Here is an 18,923-nt window from a genome sequence, read left to right as displayed (position 1 = left end):
ATTAATCGAGCTAACCAAATCGGAGCAAGGATCAACCCAAAAAATAGATTGGCACTTTGCACCTCAAGAATTTAGTGAAGAAATCGAGTAAAGAATGGGGGCAGTTAGGATGGAATGTATAGTATGTGACCAACCAAATAAATTAGTGAAAACGAGCAGAACGGCACCGTCGAAAGAAAAAGGTCAAGCGATAATTACTATCGAACGGATAGGTGTTTGTGGAACAGATTTTCATGCATATAACGGAAATCAGCCATTCTTCCAATATCCGCGAGTGTTAGGTCATGAATTGGCTGGAACTGTGGAATGGATCGATCCAGATGTTTCTAATATAAAAAAAGGGGATCGGGTTAGCATTATTCCCTACCTCGAATGTGGAACATGTACAGCTTGCAGACAGAATAAGCCTAATTGTTGTAGAAATCTTAAGGTTATTGGTGTTCATGTGGACGGTGGGATGTGTGAACAAATGTCAGTTCCCGTTGACCATTTGCTTATAACAAATGATATTTCTTTCGATGAGGCAGCAGTACTTGAGCCACTTAGTATTGGTGCACATGCTATCAAGCGTTCCAGGCTGATTGCCGGTGACACGGTGCTTGTTATAGGCGCAGGACCAATTGGTCTAGGGGTGATGGCCTTCGCAAAAAAAGAAGGTGCTAACGTTATTGCAATGGATGTTAATAGAAATAGATTGAAATTCTGTCGCGACTGGGCACAAGTGGACCATGTTATTGATGCTATGGATGCGCCAATGGATACTTTGGATGATTTAACGGATGGGGATTTACCATCGATAGTGTTCGATGCAACCGGGAATCGTGATTCCATGAAGAAGGCATTTCATTTTACTGCTCATGGTGGTGAATTGATCTATGTAGGCTTAGTAAAAGACCAGATTACTTTTTTTGATCCGGATTTTCATGAGAAGGAACTTTCACTGCTAGCGAGTCGCAATGCAACGAGATCTGATTTTGAATATGTTAAGAGATGTATCCAATCGGGTCAAATAAATATTGATAACTATATTACACACCGTACAGCATTTGCAGATACAGTAAAAACGTTTAGCGAATGGCTAGATTCTGAAGCAAATGTGATAAAAGCAATGATTGAAGGATAAGTGCTTAACGGATTAGATGGAGAGGAAGGTTTTGAAGATGAGAATAGATGCACATCAGCATTATTGGAAGATTAATCAACATGATTATGGCTGGATAACACCAGAGATTCCTATACTCTACCGTGATTTTCTGGAAGAGAATTTAATTCCTCATTTGCGGAAACATCAGATCGACAGAACGATTGTTGTTCAGGCAGCACCAACTATTGAAGAAACTGAATTTATCTTATCTCAAAGTGAAAAATCGGACATCATTGCGGGAGTAGTTGGGTGGATAGATATTGAGGACCCATCTTACAAAAAGCAACTTGAATTATTTTTAAATCATCCTCAGTTTGTCGGTATACGGATTATGGTACAAGACATGCCTGACGAAAACATTATCTTAAAACGAAAATACCTCGATGCATTTGAATATTTTGGAAAAATAGATTTGCCGGTTGATTTATTAGTACATGCAAATCAACTGGCAGCGGTGGTTAAGCTACTTAATCAAGTGACGATCCGAGGTGTGATTGACCATATTGCGAAACCATCAATAAAAGAAGGTGCAATAGAACCATGGAGAAGTTATATGTCAGAAATAGCGAAGCATCCGACCATATATTGCAAGTTATCAGGAATGGTGACAGAAGCTGATCATGTTCAATGGAAGTCGGAGGACTTCGTTCCATATGTACAACACATTGTGAAGATGTTTGGAGCAGAGCGCCTGTTGTATGGCAGTGACTGGCCAGTTTGTCTACTGGCAGCAGACTATGATGAAGTTATCCAGCTTATAGAGAATGTGTTACCTGAAAATCTGACGGAATCAGACAAGGCAAGGATTTTTGGTGAAAATGCGAAAATCTTTTATAAATTAGATAGGTAATGACCATGTACTTTCCGGGAGTGGATATCCATGAAGTATCGAAAACTAGGTTCTACAGATTTAGATGTTTCCGTGTTAAGTTTTGGTGCCTCGTCGTTAGGCTCTGTATTTAGAAAAGTGAATGAGCAGGAAGGAATAAATACGGTGCATCGAGCGTTTGATGGTGGAATTAATTATTTTGATGTGTCTCCATATTACGGTTTGACCAAAGCTGAAACGTTATTAGGTAAAGCGATGAAAGGTATGCCAAGAGATCAATTTATTTTATCAACGAAAGCAGGTCGGTATGGCGAGAATGAATTCGATTTTTCTAAACAAAGAATCATACAAAGCGCAGAAGAAAGTCTAACCCGGCTGCAGACAGATTATATTGATATGATGTTCTTACACGATATTGAATTTGGCAGCTATGCAGAGATCATCGAACAAGGAATTCCAGCTCTTCAACAGCTTAGGGAAGAAGGGAAAATTGGTTATTTTGGTGTTTCGGGACTCCCGTTATCTGTATTCGAAAAAATGGTAGAAGGAGCAGATTTAGATGTTATATTATCCTATTGTCATTATTCGTTAAACGATTCGTCCTTATTACATCTAGTCCCATTATGTGAACAGAAAAAAGTGGGTATTATCAACGCATCACCGATTTCAATGGGTCTGTTAAATACACGTCCGGTAGCTGATTGGCATCCAGCAAGCGAGGAAATTATCTCAGTATGTAAGCAAGCTGCATCTTTCTGTGCTAAACAAGGTGAGGATTTGGCCAAACTTGCTATTCAGTTTGCCGTCCAAAATGAAAAAATAGCTACAACTTTAGTTAGTACGGCAAGCGAAGATAATATCGCCAATAATATGCGGTGGATGGAAGAGCCGGTTGATCAGGACCTATTAGAAAGTGTGTTAGACATATTACAGCCTATTCATAACAAAACCTGGACGAGTGGCAGAAAGGAATGGCGTTAACTAAATGGCGCTTTCGTAAAAGTTTAAGCGATCTATTTATCATTAAACTAAAATTGAGGTGGTTAAATTGGATACTAAGACTAACTGTTTATGGTACAACAAGCCAGCTGATAACTGGAATGAGGCTTTGCCGATAGGAAACGGGCGATTAGGTGGGATGGTTTTCGGTCATGTTTCAAACGAAAAGATTCAACTGAATGAAGATTCGGTCTGGTATGGAGGGCCAAGGGACAGAATTAATCCGGATGCGCTTTCTAATGTGAATAGAGTTCGAGAGTTACTGGCAGATGGAAATTTAAAAGAGGCAGAAGAGCTGGCTAAATGGAGTATGTCAGGTGTCCCGAAGTCGCAAAGGCATTATGAACCATTAGGGGAAATAAAGATGGATTTTAATGAACTAAATGAATATAAGCATTATAGCAGAGTGTTAGATTTAGATACCGCTATAGTAAATACGTCATTTGTCACCGATAACATTTCCCATCAACGAGAAGTGTTTACCAGTTATCCGGATCAGGTGATGGTTATGAGGTTGACAGCAGCGGAACAACAACCGATATCCTTTCAAGCTAGTTTAGACCGTGGCAATACTAGAAACTTAGATACAACTGAACAGCTGTCTTCTTCAAGTATTTTGATGAGTGGAGAAACCGGTGGAAAAGACGGCATTGCGTTCACTGCGGTATTAAAAGTAATCGCTGAGGAAGGGGATGTCAACACACTCGGCAATCAAATATGTGTAAATCAAGCAAGTGCCGTGACTATTTTGTTAACTGCCGCAACATCTTATCGATTCGAAAAACCAAAAGAACAATGTCTTCATACGATTTCTTGTGCTGCTAGAAAAGGATTCAATGACTTAAGAAAAACACATATAGAAGATTATCAGTCGTTATTTCAACGGGTTGAATTAACGATTTCGGAGCCGTCCACTGTGGGAGAAGAATTACCGACAGATGAGCGGCTGAAACAATTGCAACAAGGAGAAGAAGATCTGGGACTTATTGATACATATTTCCATTTTGGTCGTTATCTGATGATTGCATCAAGCCGTCCTAATTCCTTACCGGCAACGTTACAGGGGATTTGGAATGATTTAATGCTGCCACCTTGGGATAGCAAGTATACGATCAATATTAATGCACAGATGAATTATTGGCCTGCAGAAGTGTGTCATTTATCCGAATGTCACATGCCATTATTAACGCATATCGAAAAAATGAAAGAATCAGGCAGAGTGACAGCAAAGAAAATGTATAATTGCCGAGGTTTTACTGCTCATCATAATACGGATATTTGGGGAGATACAGCTCCACAGGATATTTATCCCCCGGCAAGTTACTGGCCAATGGGAGCTGCCTGGCTCTGTTTGCATCTCTGGGAGCACTATCAATATACAACAGATGTGACATATCTAGAGCAGGCATACGAAACGATGAAAGAAGCAGCTTTGTTTTTTGTGGATTTTCTAATGGAAAATAAAGATGGCTATCTGATTACTACTCCTTCTGTTTCTCCAGAAAACACGTATATATTACCTGATGGGGAAAGGGGCAGGTTATGTGAAGCACCTTCTATGGACAGTCAAATCATCCATGCACTTTTTTCCAACTGTATAAAAGCAAGTGATATATTAGCAGTAGATAAAGCGTTCTCGCAACAACTGTCAGACTTAAAAGATAAATTACCTCCCATTCAAATTGGAAAACATGGTCAAATAAAAGAATGGCTTGAGGATTATGATGAAGCTGAGCCTGGTCATCGTCATATCTCTCATTTATTTGCCTTGCATCCTGGTAATCAGATATCTCCGATTACGACACCAGCATTAACGAAAGCAGCAGAAGTTACCCTTAAGAGAAGGCTTATGCATGGTGGTGGGCATACGGGTTGGAGCAGGGCATGGATTATTAATATGTGGGCCCGGTTACATCAATCTGAAGCTGCATATGACAATGTAGTAGAGCTGTTAAAATCGTCTACGTTGCCAAATTTATTTGACAATCATCCGCCATTTCAAATTGATGGAAACTTCGGTGGGACAGCTGGAATAATAGAAATGATTGTTCAGAGCCAAAATGATGAAATTCACCTTCTTCCTGCTATACCGAAAGCATGGAAGAATGGGTATGTGAAAGGGATAAAGGCAAGAGGTGGATATGAATTAGAGTTCGAATGGAAACAGCATCAAATACAGTATGTGAATATTGCTGCTGTACAAACTGGCACAGTATGTATTCGGGTCGATGCACCTGTAAAAGTCGACAACCAACTAGTCATACAACAAGCGGACAATGTGTATGAGGTGGTAGTAGAAGCTGACCAGACTTCCCATATTTCATTTAATACCGTTAGCAAAATGTAATGAAAAGAAAGCAGGTGGATCAGTCCAGCAGACCGCCGTTCCCTGTGGGCACGACTTTAGCTAGGCTGCTACTTGTAAATGCTTCCTTGCTGCCTTGTGCCGAGGAAGCTTACTTCAAAGCGATATTAGTAGACCAGGCACAAACTAAGTGGATCTTCAGCTCATGCTGATCCCACTGGAGTCTCCGCCTATTTCCTACGCTAAAGGGAAGTACTACAACGTTCGGAACAGCTAGAAGCAGTGGTTCTAGACATTTTTCAATAGCTATTATATATGCATACGATCAATATGCTAGCTCTTACAAAAATTGTAGAGTCCCAATTTTAGCGTAGGCCAACCACGGAGACTCCCGCGGGATTATGCAGGCGCTGAAGCTAACTTTGTGAAGCGATCTTCTTCACAAAGTTAGCTTCAGCCGTGCCCCGCAGGACGCGGAGTGGTTGGACGGAGCGGTATCCCAGCACATTAAATATCTCAAAATGGCTGCTTGGCTAGCGATGGCTAGTTGACATAATCCATATTATAGGAAATTGTTTATTAATTAAGTCAATTAGGACCGGGCGGTTTATGCCTGGTTTTCTTAATGTTTATTCAGGAAACGAGGTGACGCCTATGAATATTGAGAATGGTGGTTTAATTTTGCCTGTTGTTAGAATGCTCCCTCGGCTAATAACAAACTAGCTATTATTTCACTCAATGAATCAAAAAAGGACAGCCTATACCGCTTCCAAATAAGACGGAGTTGGAATATAATGTACATATAATCGTTTTAAATTATCTTTTTTAGTGATACACTATAAAATAGAATAACTATCCATTAGAAAAGATACGGACAAATTGGGTTCGTTTTCTTTTCAGTAAATCTTATCTAGTAAGGAAGGTAGAAATGAGCGACTCACATATGAACACAGACGTGATTTTAATTGGTGCTGGAATTATGAGTGCGACGTTAGGATCTATATTGAAAGAACTGGATCCTGATATGGATATTGCCGTATTTGAAAGACTCGACAAAGCAGGGGATGAAAGCTCGAACGAATGGAATAACGCAGGTACCGGGCATTCTGCTTTGTGTGAGTTAAATTATACGAAGGAGAATACAGATGGTACGATTGATATATCGAAGGCTTTGAAGATAAATGAACAATTTCAAGTTTCTAAACAGTTCTGGTCTTACTTAGTTAACAATCAACGCCTTACAAATCCTAGTGAATTTATCGAGCCGTTACCTCACATGAGTTTTGTTCGAGGTGAGAACAATGTCAGGTTTTTGAAAAAGCGTTTTGAAGCGCTTTCTGAGAACCCTTTATTCGAAGGTATGGAGTATTCGGATGATCCGGAAAAATTAATGGAATGGACACCATTAATGATGAAGGAAAGAAAAGGTTCGGAACCAATTGCGGCAACAAAGATTGATACCGGAACAGATGTTAATTTTGGCGCTTTAACAAGAAAGATGTTTGATCAGCTAGAGGAACAAAATGTAACAGTCCAATATAAGCAAAGTGTAGATGATATCAAACGAACAAATGATGGCGGATGGGAATTAAAGGTCCGCAATGTCGACAGTGGAGAAGTTGTACGTCATACAGCTAAGTTTGTCTTTATAGGAGCAGGAGGCGGAAGTTTACACCTGTTACAGAAAACAGGAATACCAGAAGGCCGTAATATCGGCGGTTTCCCTGTCAGTGGTTTGTTCATGGTTTGTAAAAATCCTGATGTAGTGTCACAGCATCATGCCAAAGTATATGGAAAGGCAAAAGTTGGCGCACCACCAATGTCGGTACCACATCTGGATACCCGATTTATCGAAAACAAAAAATCATTATTATTCGGTCCGTTTGCCGGATTTTCACCTAAGTTCCTAAAGACGGGTTCTTTGTTTGATTTGATAACATCAGTGAAGCCTGATAACTTGTTTACGATGTTAGCGGCAGGTGCAAAGAACATGTCCTTAACAAAGTATCTTATCGAGCAAGTAATGTTGTCAAAGGAAAAACGAATGGAAGAGCTAAGGGAATTTGTTCCTGGTGCCAAAAGTGAAGACTGGGATATTGTGATTGCAGGTCAACGCGTTCAGGTTATTAAAGATACGGATGCAGGGAAAGGGACACTGCAGTTTGGAACAGAAGTCGTCCATTCTGCTGACGGAACCATTGCTGCTTTACTTGGTGCATCACCAGGTGCTTCTACAGCAGTATCAGTCATGTTGCAAATCATTGAAGAGTGCTTCCCGCACAAAAAAGATGATTGGGAATCAAAGCTGAAAGAAATCATCCCATCCTACGGTGAAGCATTACTAGAAAATCCAGAATTAATTGAAGAAATAAAAACAACTACAGCAGAAGCTTTACAACTAAATGAAAAACCCAAGGAGAACGATGTTTTACAAGAAGTATAACTTGCTATTATAGCAAGTTATATTTTTTTGTGAGTATAGAAAGTTTATAAGTACAGTCACAGCAGTAATCACATTGAACATGAATTTTAGTTCCTATAATATGGATTATGTTAACAAAGGCTGTATTTCAAGATGGTCATTTTGATATATATTATCTGCTGAGGAAAGCTCCGGAAATAGGCTCCGCGTCCTGTGGGCACGGCTTCAGCTAATTTATGAAAGAAAATCCTTTTCTTTCATAAATGGATCTTCAGCTCGCGCTGATTCCACGGGAGTCTCCGCCTATTTCCTACGCTTAAGGGAAGTTCTACAACATTTGAAACAGCTAAAAGCAGTGGTTCTAGGCATTATGTTATTCATTCCATTCCTGTTATATATACACTGATCAATATGCTATCTCTTACAAAAGTTGTAGAGTCCACATCCTAGCGGAGGCCAACCACGTAGACTCCCGCGGGACAGGCAGGTGCTGAAGATCCACTTTGTGAAGTGCCTTTCTTCACAAAGTTAGCTTCAGCCGTGCCCCGCAGGACGCGAAGTGGTTGGCGGAGTAGCCGTCAAGGCTAAGAATCTAATGGAGTGAAAGTCTCCTGTCGTCAATTTGCCGATTCAGACGACTAGCATATCCAATGCGTGGGAAGGTAACGACCCACGTTCTGCTTGGAAGTAAACGCCACGGCGGCCTGTATTACGCAGAGAATACAAGGTCGGAACAGCCTGTGTGGCAAGCAAACCTAGAGGCCAAAAGGCTTTAACGAATACTGCAGCCCCGAAAATTCGCGCCTTTCTGAAGCTGTTGAAGGGATAAATGTTTTTGCGCCGACCTGTTGCCAACTTGGGGAAGGCTGATATTCTATAGGAAGAAACGGTAATGAGCACTATAGAAGCAACCGGGGTAGGGGTTTTAGCATCTAGGGAAAGATTCTTAGAGATAACGACGGGAAGGTCCTACTTCTAGCAGGGACTAGCAACAACCTGCAAAGACCAATCCTTATAAGTTAACAGCGAAATAGGAATGGAAGATTTAGGATCGGCGGATGAGTCCGTAGTAGCGAAGAATGAAGGGTAATGCCTTCAGAGATAGAACAAGATTCTATCCCTGTCAAGGGTAACACCCAAGATAGGGCAAAGGGGCTCTGGATACTTGGCGGATTGTCTGGCAAAGTTGAACGCAGAGTCAACACAAAAAAAGCCTGAGACATTCACGTAGATAAGTAAACTCATTTAGTAATGGGTGAATGTTGGCTAGAACTTAAACCTAGATTATATGAGGAAGGCATATTTATGGTAGAGCCAAGGTCAGAACCGGACTCGGGAAATCCGACCGTCCGGGATCGTGGGGGGGCTACATGAAACGTGATTCTACATGAATGCGCGCGCCTGTTTTCTACCCGACCGGAGCAACATCCCAGCACATGAAACATTTCAAACTCACCACTAAGCAGCTAGTTGAGTTGTATATAATTTTCTTAGTTAGGACCGGGTGAACTTACCCGGTTTTTCTCACACTTATGAGCTGGTCCTTATCTGAAGCCTGAAAAAATATAGCTGGCAAATTAGGATAATAAATAGATGAATTTCGTTATAGGTATTCTTTGCAGTTTTAGTACAATAGAGGTATAGCAGAGCATCTTCCGCGAGTTAACAATAATAGGAGGTATCGTAATGAATTTGGACATGTTTCATCCAGCTGATCAATTAATGATGTTTATGGAAAGAATTTATCAAAGTGGCCTGACAACGACATCAGGAGGCAATATTTCGATTAAAGATGATGAAGGCGATATATGGATTACACCTGCAGGAGTGGATAAAGGAAGCTTAACTAGAGATGATATGGTGTGCGTCAAACCAGATGGAACAAAGAAAGGACTTCATAAGCCATCCAGTGAATTTCCTTTTCATCAACTTATATATCAAGCGAGACCAGATTTGAAAGCGATTGTACATGCACATCCACCAGCACTAGTGGCCTTTAGCATAGTACGAAAAGCACCGAACACAAAAATTATGGCGAATGTATATCAAACGTGTGGCGAAGTGGCAATTGCCAAATACGGATTACCAGGCAGTAACGATCTAGGAGAAAAAATTGCTGCTGAATTCAAGAAGGGCTACCAATCTGTTATTTTAGAGAATCATGGGGTGGTGGTAGGAGATGACAATCTGTTTGATGCTTTCAAACGTTTTGAAACACTGGATTTCTCAGCACGTATTGAAGCCGAGGCTAATCGAATGGCTCCTGCCAAAGGACTGGATACCGAGACAATTGCCAAACATCAAAACCAAAGTGAACTAGAAGAATTTGTTCCTGAATCGTACAGCATTAAAGAACGAGAGTTGCGTGCGAAGATGTGTTCATTAATTCATCGTGCTTATAAGCAAAAACTATTTACAAGTACACAAGGTACGTTCTCTCAACGATTAACCAATGAGTCATTTTTAATAACACCATATGATATCGACCGTCATTATCTAGAGCCAAGTGATATTGTAAGGATTGAGGATGGAAAAAGAGAGCGTGGCAAGGTGCCTAGTCGATCTGCTCGTTTGCATCAGTATATTTATGAAAAGCATCCGCATATTGAATCAATCATTCTGGCACATCCACCACATGTAATGGCATTTGCCGTGACAGATGCTGAATTGGATTCAAAGACGATTCCGGAGAGTTATATTTTAATGCGTGATATTCCCAAATTACCCGCGATTTCACCACATACTGATCCCGAAAAAGTAGCGGATGTATTTACTCCCGCAACACCCATTGCTATCGTAGAGAATGAATGTGTAATTGTAACAGGATCTGATTTATTAAACGCCTTTGACCGTTTAGAAGTAGCAGATTACAGTGCTCGTGCATTAATAGCTTCTAAGGATTTAGGAGATATTGTTCAGATAGACGATCAAAGCATTAGCGAACTGGAGCAGGCATTCGGGTTACCCAAATAAATAGAAAAAAGCGATTTTTCGATCCGCTCGGACGAAAAATCGCTTTTTATTTATTCGTTTATTCTATCGTTGTTGAATCTTCATTTGCAGAGTCTTCGATTGGTTCAGCTAAACCAAGTTCTGACTTCAATTGTTGTGATGCAGTCATTAATCCTTCTTCTGTTGGAACAAAGTAATAAGAACCACCAATTACTTGATCCGATCCATCTATTTCGTAAGTTTTAATGCCAGAAGCATTCATAGAAGAGTAGGATTGTTGTAATTGATAAATCTCCGTCGCACTTAGACTGGTTGTGATGTTCTTACCTAGAATATCGGAAATTTCGCCAACCTTGAACAGAGTACCAGCAGAGATCGCCTGATCAATGGATGCCTGAATAAATTGACGCTGTCTTTCCTCACGTGAATAAATTGCATTGACATCACGTTTTCTCATTCGAACAAAGGCTAGTGCTTCTTCACCATCTAATTTTGCAGTTCCTTCTTCAAAGTAAATACGTGCGTCATTATCGTAAAAGTTTTTCTCCCAGAATGGTTCTTTAATATCTACGGTAACGCCACCTAAAGCATCAACAATTTCTTTGAATCCATCAAAGTTTACCGTTACATATTCATCAATTGGTATATCAAGTACTTCTTCGACTTTTTCGACGGTTAATTTATTAGCGCCGTAACCTGTGATAGAACCATATGTGTAAGCCGCGTTAATCTTGTGAGAGCCAGCGTATTGACCAGCTTCTTCCTCAGTAAATTCAACTCGCGTGTCACGAGGAACAGTGGTCATTGTCATCTGATTTGTATCCGGGTTCAGTGTCACAACAATCTGTGTATCGGCACGACCATTTTTACCATCTGTTTCATAGTCTTCCACACCGATTAACAAAATCGAAATCGGATCATCTCCGATCGTTACAGCTTCTTCCCTTTTCTCAGACTTACCTTCAGGTCGATTCAATTCTTCATGAGAATCTTGTGCTGCTCCAAATACATTCGTTAAAATATAAACTCCAAAAGCGATAACTACAAGGACAATGAATAGTAAAAACCACAGGATTCTCTTTTTCCATGACTTTTTCTTTTTGCGTCTTTCAGTTCTAAATTCAGCCAAATTACATACCTCACTTACAATCTCTTATAATATGAATTGCTTTTTTTAGTAGAAACGTGCTTAAGTATACGCAAAATACGTAAACAAATCAAGCTATTCCACAATAATTCTACAATATTGTAATAAAGTTTCCACTAATTATTCGACGAAATACTACGAAAAAGGTTACAGTTTTACATAAAATAATTCTCTTTATATATAATTAGCTCTTTCGTTTAGCGGATTGGGGGTGTAATCATCTATTTTTGTCAAAATTTGTCCGAATAACGAATGGTGCTGTATCTCGCAACTAGTTGTAAAGTGTCTATTTGGGTGTGTAAACGGTAGTGAAAACTATTTGAATGTCGTCATTTTTATTTAAAAGCATACGGAACCATGGTAGAATAAAGTATATTATTCTCACTTGTATAAAAGCAGGGATATGGCCTGCGTGTTTCTACCGGATTACCGTAAATAATCTGACTATAAGTGAGCGATGTCGATAACATGGTAAAGAACCTGAAGAACATTGCTCATCCTATGTCGAGAGCACTGTTTTTTAGGTTTTTATTTTTGGAGGAGTGACAACAATCGAATTATTGCAAAAGAAAATTTTAGAAGAAGGTATTGCTTTGTCTGATACCGTATTAAAGGTGGATAACTTTTTAAATCACCAGATTGACCCAAAATTAATGAATGAAATTGGAAAAGAATTTGCTGCACGTTTTAAAGGAGAAGGTATCACGAAGATTGTAACACTTGAATCTTCTGGGATTGCTCCGGCAGTTATGGCAGGATTAGTACTGAATGTACCGGTGATTTTTGCGCGTAAAAAGAAGTCATTAACACTGACAGAAGGCTTGATTACTTCACAGGTGTATTCTTATACAAAGCAAGAAACGAACGATATTTCGATTGCGGGCAAATTTCTGAATGATAAGGATCATGTTCTGATTATTGATGATTTCCTGGCAAATGGACAGGCTGCTCTGGCACTGGCTGATATCGTACAAAAAACAAATGAATCGGTAGCAGGAATTGGAATTGTTATCGAAAAAGCTTTTCAAGATGGTGGTAAATTACTGTCAGAGAAAGGGTATCGTGTGGAGTCACTTGCTCGAATTCAATCATTAACCAATCAAACAATTGAATTTGTAAATCAGAAAACATCGGTGAAATAGCAAGCTATCCATGGATTTGAAAAATAGTACTTGAATTGTTGATTACGTCAACTAGCAGCTTAATGGTAATATTGAAATAATTTATATACTAAGATAGCGCAAGCCAACCACTACGCGTTCTGTGGGGTCTACGTGGTTGGCCTGCGCTATATGCAACTAATATTTGTGGTAGTATATTTTCTGCTATCTTAAAAGTGAGCAGTTATATTATCAGCTTTAATTTTAAATACGGAGTATGTTTCCGAGGCTTCGCTCCCCTCAGTGAACTAAGAAATAATTTTTCCTGGTGCTGGTGCCGTTGGATATGGTGGCACAAATTGAGACAGAATATATTGATAAATGGCTTCTGAAACTGTAGTTTTTTCATTTCGTAAACCTTGATTGCCGAACAATACATTAAACTCGAGAATATAGTAATTGCCGTTGCTGACGATTACGTCAAAACCGGCATGATTAATGGATAATGATTTGGCAACGGAAAGCACTAAATCAAGAGCATCATCAGGTATAAAATCATTACAAATTTCTCCGCCTTTTGCAACGTTATGCAAAAATGCTCCCTCTGCTCCTACGCGCCAATAAGCAGCGTGGATTTGGTCACCAATAACACAAACGCGTAGATCTTTACCGTCATTTGGTAAGTATTCTTGGACGTAAAGTGCATTATTTTGCTCTGCATAGGAACGGAATTGTGCTTCACTTTCAATCAAAAATACGCCTTGACCCATTGAGTTCTTTGCTTCTTTCGCAACGAACGGGAATGGGAATGTTTCTAGGATATCTATTATATTTTGCTCTGTACTTGCCAGTATTTCTGTATAAGGAACATGCTGTGGAGTGATGGCTTGTAGTACTCTGGTCATTTCTATTTTGTTTTCGCCAAGTAACATGGTTTCCACATTAGGAAAGATAGCTTTCTTTAAACCGTAAACAAGTGTCGGCACTTGCCAGGTTTCTGGAAATAATAATATATCAGCATCTTTGATTACTTCTATTTCTTTAAACATATGATCAGGTTTAATATAAGTGACACCTGGTATACCAATTGTACGAAAAGCGTTAAACGATACTAATTTCATTTTGTTCTCTCCATCTCTTTCACTTTATCAATCTAATAGTAGCATGTTTTTGAAAAAAAGCTAGATGTAATTATGATATATTTGTAAATTTTGTGTGGTGCTTTGTAGAATGAGGTGACGGCATATAACTGTAGCATCACTTTCTAAAATGGTTGAAATTATATATAATAAACTGTTGTAGATATTACCTGTTTGGAGTGAAGTACTTGGTTAATGAACGATGGAACAAAAATGAGGAAGCAATCGGTATTTCCTTACCGGAACAAATTGCAAAATACATACTAAAAAAAATCATGGAAGGAGATCTTGTACAAGGAGACAAAATTGTAGAAGAATATATTGCTTCGGAGCTCAAGACCAGTCGTGCCCCGGTCAGAGAGGCATTATATCTGCTGCAGGTTGATAATATTGTAGAGCGTATCCCTAGAAGAGGGACAATCGTCAAATCATTCACTGAAAAAGAAATAAAAGAATATGCAGAGGTAATGGCCGGATTAATTCAAATGGCTTTTGATATGTCTAAAGATCAATGGATACAATCAACTGTTGTCGCTGGCGTTGATCAAAAACTAGAGGCGTTAGATGAGGTCTTTGCCGAACGGAAACTGATAGAATATCAACAGAAAGCAAACGTATTAACCGGCTATTTCTTTGAAGTAGCAGATAATAAGGCATTAAATAAATTTTATCATGAGTCTGTTTATATTCTGAATGTATTCGCACAAGTAAAATGGAAAGTTGAAACGATGGAACATTTCCATCCACAGATCAACCGTATTGTCGCTTTACTAAAGGACCAAAAAATTGAAGAAGCCAAAGCGATTGTACCGAATTTGTTAATGGATACATTAGAGTAGGAGAGGTTTACAGCCTCTCTTTTTTTGTGAGTAGCGTGCCCAGCAAGCCGTTAATTGCTAGTTGGTGAAAGTCCAATACGAGTAAGTGCCAAGACGCTCGGTAGCTGACGAGCAACTGGTGGAGAAATCCTAAGGTTGAAGCCTCGTGACAAAGTAACTCTTTAGGGAGTGCGAGCAACTTAGCAGGTCGTAACATAAAGTGAATCTTGTAGCCTCGACAATTACAACCCTCTAAGAGGAACAAGGGAAGTCTAGCCTCTTGCTCATAGGTGAAGACCATGGAAGGTGTAAAGAACTTGGATAGACAACACCAAAGAATCCCTCGGGGTATGGAGATCGACATGTTAAGAAAGTAGTTAACGGAACTGGGGATATCCTCCTCGGTCACTTCAGAGAAGAAGTAAAACAAAAACCTATAAGCGTAATGTGAAATGGTGGATGGGCTGAGAGGAAGTCGGAGGGGGTTATAGTACCGAAGAAAGCCATGACAACACAACGTGGCTGAAGGGAAGGACGGCAGAAGCCAATACCCTACTTCGTTCATATGTTTTAAGGAGGTAAGAGTGAGTGAATGCTAAAATAGCTAACTACACCAATAATGTAAAAGCTCGACAACTTCAACGAACATTATACCTTTGTGCCAAGGGAAGTAAGACACGGCGGTTCCATGCGTTATATGATAAGATGCATCGACCTGATATCCTATGGGAAGCATGGCGAAGAGTGAGAGAAAATAGAGGAGGTAGCGGGGTCGATCAACAAACACTGGAAGATATCAGTGATTATGGAGAAAAGAAGTTCTTGAATGAGCTCTACGTGGAATTGAAAGAGAAAGACTATCAGCCTCAACCCGTGCTACGAACCTATATACCGAAAGATGATGGAAAGAAACGACCACTAGGCATCCCAACGGTGAAGGACAGGGTTGCACAAATGGCAATGAAGATTGTAATCGAACCCATTTTTGAGGCGGACTTTAAAGAAAGTTCGTATGGGTTTCGTCCAAAGCGAAATGCTCATCAAGCGATTGCGAAAATTCGCAAAGAGAGTAAACGAAGCTATTGGGTGTTAGACGTCGACATCCAAGGTTACTTTGACAACATCAATCATGAAAAGTTGATGAAATTGGTAGAACAGCGTATAAGTGACCGGAGAATTCTCAAGTTAGTCCGTAAATGGTTAAAAGCAGGTATTATGGAAGACGGTTCGTTACAAGAATCGGAATGGGGTGCTCCGCAAGGCGGGGTCATTTCACCATTACTATCTAATGTTTACCTAAATGTCATGGACACGATATGGGAAAAGCAGTTTGGTCATTTGGGAACGCTGATTCGATATGCGGACGATTTTGTCATTATGTGTAAAACCAAGCAACAAGCACTAGGGAGTATACGTGTGATTCAAGGAATCATGAAGAAACTGGATTTAACGTTACACGAAGGCAAATCAAAGCTTGTCAATATCTGGGATGATAATGAAGGGTTTGATTTCTTAGGTTTTCATCATCGAAAGTTTCCTGTACGGAAGAAAGGCGGTCACGTTTTCTATTTCATGCATCATATTCCTAGTAAGAAAGCGATGAAGAAGATGCGAAAGAAAATAAAAGAATATACATCACCACGTTTTAAATTACATGAAGACATGGAAGAATTAATAGAAGGCTTAAATCGCAAATTACAAGGATTTAAGAATTACTATCAACTCTCTCCAATGTCCAAAAGATGGTTAAATCGAATTGATTGGTATGTATTACAGCGACTAAACATCTTTCGTAACAACAAGAAGAATAGGCGGTATAAGCATGGTTATCTGCAAGAAACAGCCAAAGAAGTAAGTTACAAACTAGTGAAACTGGCTATATAACCCGTAAAGCCAAAGGAAGAAGAACGTCGGAAAGCCGTATGAAGGAAAACTTCACGTACGGTTTGATGAGGGGAAATAGGAGGAGGATACTACCTTTCAGTCTGGCTTAGTAAGGTGGAACACCCTGAAACCCGAGGACAGAAGACAATATCCAATTCCTGTTTTCTACTCTACAAGAAAGTATATAAGTACAGTCACAGCAGTAATCACTTTGAACATGAATTTTAGTTCCTATAATATGGATTATGTCAACTAGCCGCTTTATGCTTAGTGGTAATTTTGAAATGATTCATGTGCTTGGATACCGCTCCGTCCAACCACTCCGCGTTGATAACCTCCCTTTAGGGTAGACAGCTTAAATAAAAAAATAAACTGTTAAAGGGAGGAAACAAATTGTGGGACGTCCATATTATTCAACAGAATTCAAATGGAAAGTGGTTCAAGAATATAAAAATGAAGGCCGTGTGTTGGAGAAGATGACGAAAAAATACGGTGTGCATCATTCTACCGTTAAGAAATGGGCCAAAATCGTAGAAAAAGAAGGGAAACAAGGTTTAAATAAACAAGGTGAGATTCAATATTATTCGAAGGAACGGAAACGTAAAGCCATCCGAGATTATTTATCTGGGAACTATTCAGTTCGAGAAGTGACAGAAATGCATGATATATCAGATGCATCGGTTTTAAGGAATTGGTTGAAAAAGTATAATCGGTATAGGGAGAGACAAGCACGTGCTGAAGAAAGGGGATTCTCTATGACGGTTAAAAGACGACCAACAGCGATGACAGAACGCATTGAAATCGTGAAATTTGCGTTATATCATGATAAGGATTACCAATACACCGCTGACATGTATGGTGTTTCTTATCAACAGGTATATCAATGGATACGGAAATATGAAGCTAAAGGCTGGGATGGACTTCAGGATCGACGTGGAAAACCAAAACCATGGGCTGATTTAACGAAAGAGGAGAAACTAAAGCGTGAAAATCGAGAAAAAGATAAGGAAAATGAAAGATTGCGTGCAGAGGTGGCTTTCTTAAAAAAGTGGGACGAGCTAGGAGAGGAGGTGGTCACGACGATAACTAGAGTACGTCATGAGCATCTCTATCAGGTGATTCAACAACTACAAAAAGAAACGGCCTTTTCAATTTGTCTATTGTGTGAGGTGGCAGGGGTTAATCGTGGTGCCTATCACAGGTGGCTAATCCGAGAAGATACAGAGGAAGATCAGTTTAATCGAGAATTGTTACAAGAGATACGTAAGTTGTACGATGAATGGGATCAAGCAATTGGTTATCTGCGAATGACTAGCGAGTTAAAAAGAAAATTTGAGCATCCGATCAATCACAAGCGTATCTATCGATTAATGGATATTGAAGGGATAAAAGCAGTTATACGACGAAAAACCAGATCCTATATACCATCAAGACCTGAGCACACAGCAGCGAATATCTTAAATCGCGAGTTTCACGCAGATAAGCCGAATGAGAAATGGTTAACAGATGTGACAGAATTTAAGTACGGAAAAGGGAACAAAGCTTATTTAAGCGCCATATTAGATTTAAACGAAAACCGAATTGTGGCATTTAAGATAAGAAGAGCGAATAACAATGAATTGGTATTTGATACGTTGATTGAGGCTTTAAACGAGTTATCAGACGGCGAGCACCCTCTCATTCACACGGATCGAGGCGTACAATATACCTCGTATGGATTTAAACGAATCGTGGAGAATGCAGGACTACAACATAGTATGTCGCGTCCAGGGAAATGTATTGATAATGGACCGATGGAGGGCTTTTGGAGTTCATTAAAATGCGAAAAATATTATCTACATCAACAAGAATATCAAACCTTTTCTCAATTAGTACAAGCCATTACGGAGTATATTCACTTTTACAATTATGAACGTTTACAACTAACATTAAATGGTTATACCCCGATGGAATGTTTTGAAAATACAGTAGCTTAGTCTTTTATTATTTTAGTTGTTTACTTGACAGGGGGAGGTCCACGTCCTGCGGGGCACGGCTGAAGCTAACTTTGTGAAGAAGGGCGCTTCACAAAGTGGATCTTCAGCGCCTGCATAATCCCGCGGGAGTCTCCGTGGTTGGCCTACGCTAGGATGTGGACTCTACAACTTTTGTAAGAGATAGCATATTGATCACTGTTGACATAAT

The 18,923-nt window shown here is 39.7% G+C and carries 12 protein-coding genes and 1 riboswitch; of the genes, 10 read left to right on the top strand and 2 right to left on the bottom strand.

From position 1 onward, the window contains the following. Positions 1 to 109: 109 nt before the first annotated feature. The 6 genes from MUN87_RS06175 to MUN87_RS06150 all read left to right on the top strand — a co-directional run bounded on the left by MUN87_RS06175 (position 110) and on the right by MUN87_RS06150 (position 10,672). Positions 110 to 1,123, top strand: a complete 1,014-nt coding sequence (locus MUN87_RS06175; RefSeq protein ID WP_244746838.1) for a zinc-binding alcohol dehydrogenase family protein — start codon at positions 110 to 112, stop codon at positions 1,121 to 1,123. A 37-nt stretch (positions 1,124 to 1,160) separates the two neighbouring features. Then, a complete protein-coding gene (locus MUN87_RS06170) occupies positions 1,161 to 1,994 on the top strand; it encodes an amidohydrolase family protein (protein WP_244746837.1) in 834 nt (277 codons plus the stop codon). A gap of 30 nt (positions 1,995 to 2,024) precedes the next feature. Next, positions 2,025 to 2,954: an aldo/keto reductase gene (locus MUN87_RS06165; protein WP_244746836.1), complete on the top strand. Its 930-nt coding sequence runs from the start codon at positions 2,025 to 2,027 to the stop codon at positions 2,952 to 2,954. Positions 2,955 to 3,012: 58 nt separating this feature from the next. After that, positions 3,013 to 5,319: a glycoside hydrolase family 95 protein gene (locus MUN87_RS06160; protein ID WP_244746835.1), complete on the top strand. Its 2,307-nt coding sequence runs from the start codon at positions 3,013 to 3,015 to the stop codon at positions 5,317 to 5,319. A gap of 826 nt (positions 5,320 to 6,145) precedes the next feature. After that, complete coding sequence (locus MUN87_RS06155; RefSeq protein WP_255840647.1) at positions 6,146 to 7,720, top strand: malate:quinone oxidoreductase; 1,575 nt, start codon at positions 6,146 to 6,148, stop codon at positions 7,718 to 7,720. 1,665 nt (positions 7,721 to 9,385) lie between these two features. Further along, positions 9,386 to 10,672: a class II aldolase/adducin family protein gene (locus MUN87_RS06150; protein WP_244746833.1), complete on the top strand. Its 1,287-nt coding sequence runs from the start codon at positions 9,386 to 9,388 to the stop codon at positions 10,670 to 10,672. Between the two features lie 58 nt (positions 10,673 to 10,730). On the opposite strand, the gene MUN87_RS06145 is transcribed toward MUN87_RS06150, so the two are convergent. After that, entirely contained in the window at positions 10,731 to 11,780 is a 1,050-nt protein-coding gene (locus MUN87_RS06145; RefSeq protein ID WP_244746832.1) for an LCP family protein, read from the bottom strand. Between the two features lie 383 nt (positions 11,781 to 12,163). After that, positions 12,164 to 12,265, top strand: a riboswitch (purine riboswitch). Between the two features lie 84 nt (positions 12,266 to 12,349). Here MUN87_RS06145 and MUN87_RS06140 point away from each other — a divergent pair. Further along, positions 12,350 to 12,940, top strand: coding sequence for a xanthine phosphoribosyltransferase (locus tag MUN87_RS06140; RefSeq protein ID WP_244747901.1), 591 nt, complete (start codon positions 12,350 to 12,352; stop codon positions 12,938 to 12,940). Positions 12,941 to 13,206: 266 nt separating this feature from the next. On the opposite strand, the gene MUN87_RS06135 is transcribed toward MUN87_RS06140, so the two are convergent. Continuing rightward, a complete protein-coding gene (locus MUN87_RS06135) occupies positions 13,207 to 14,019 on the bottom strand; it encodes an ATP-grasp domain-containing protein (RefSeq protein ID WP_244746831.1) in 813 nt (270 codons plus the stop codon). A 206-nt stretch (positions 14,020 to 14,225) separates the two neighbouring features. Between MUN87_RS06135 and MUN87_RS06130 the strand changes: the two genes are divergently transcribed. The 3 genes from MUN87_RS06130 (at position 14,226) to MUN87_RS06120 (ending at position 18,715) form a co-directional block, all read left to right on the top strand. Beyond that, entirely contained in the window at positions 14,226 to 14,876 is a 651-nt protein-coding gene (locus MUN87_RS06130) for a GntR family transcriptional regulator (RefSeq protein WP_244746830.1), read from the top strand. Between the two features lie 567 nt (positions 14,877 to 15,443). After that, positions 15,444 to 16,739: a group II intron reverse transcriptase/maturase gene (gene ltrA / locus MUN87_RS06125; RefSeq protein ID WP_244746829.1), complete on the top strand. Its 1,296-nt coding sequence runs from the start codon at positions 15,444 to 15,446 to the stop codon at positions 16,737 to 16,739. A gap of 395 nt (positions 16,740 to 17,134) precedes the next feature. After that, entirely contained in the window at positions 17,135 to 18,715 is a 1,581-nt protein-coding gene (locus MUN87_RS06120) for an IS3 family transposase (RefSeq protein WP_244746828.1), read from the top strand. Positions 18,716 to 18,923 lie beyond the last annotated feature (208 nt).

It is taken from the genome of Gracilibacillus salinarum (genome assembly GCF_022919575.1).
Taxonomy (GTDB): domain Bacteria; phylum Bacillota; class Bacilli; order Bacillales; family Amphibacillaceae; genus Gracilibacillus; species Gracilibacillus salinarum.
This window is presented reverse-complemented; position numbering and strand designations above follow the sequence as displayed.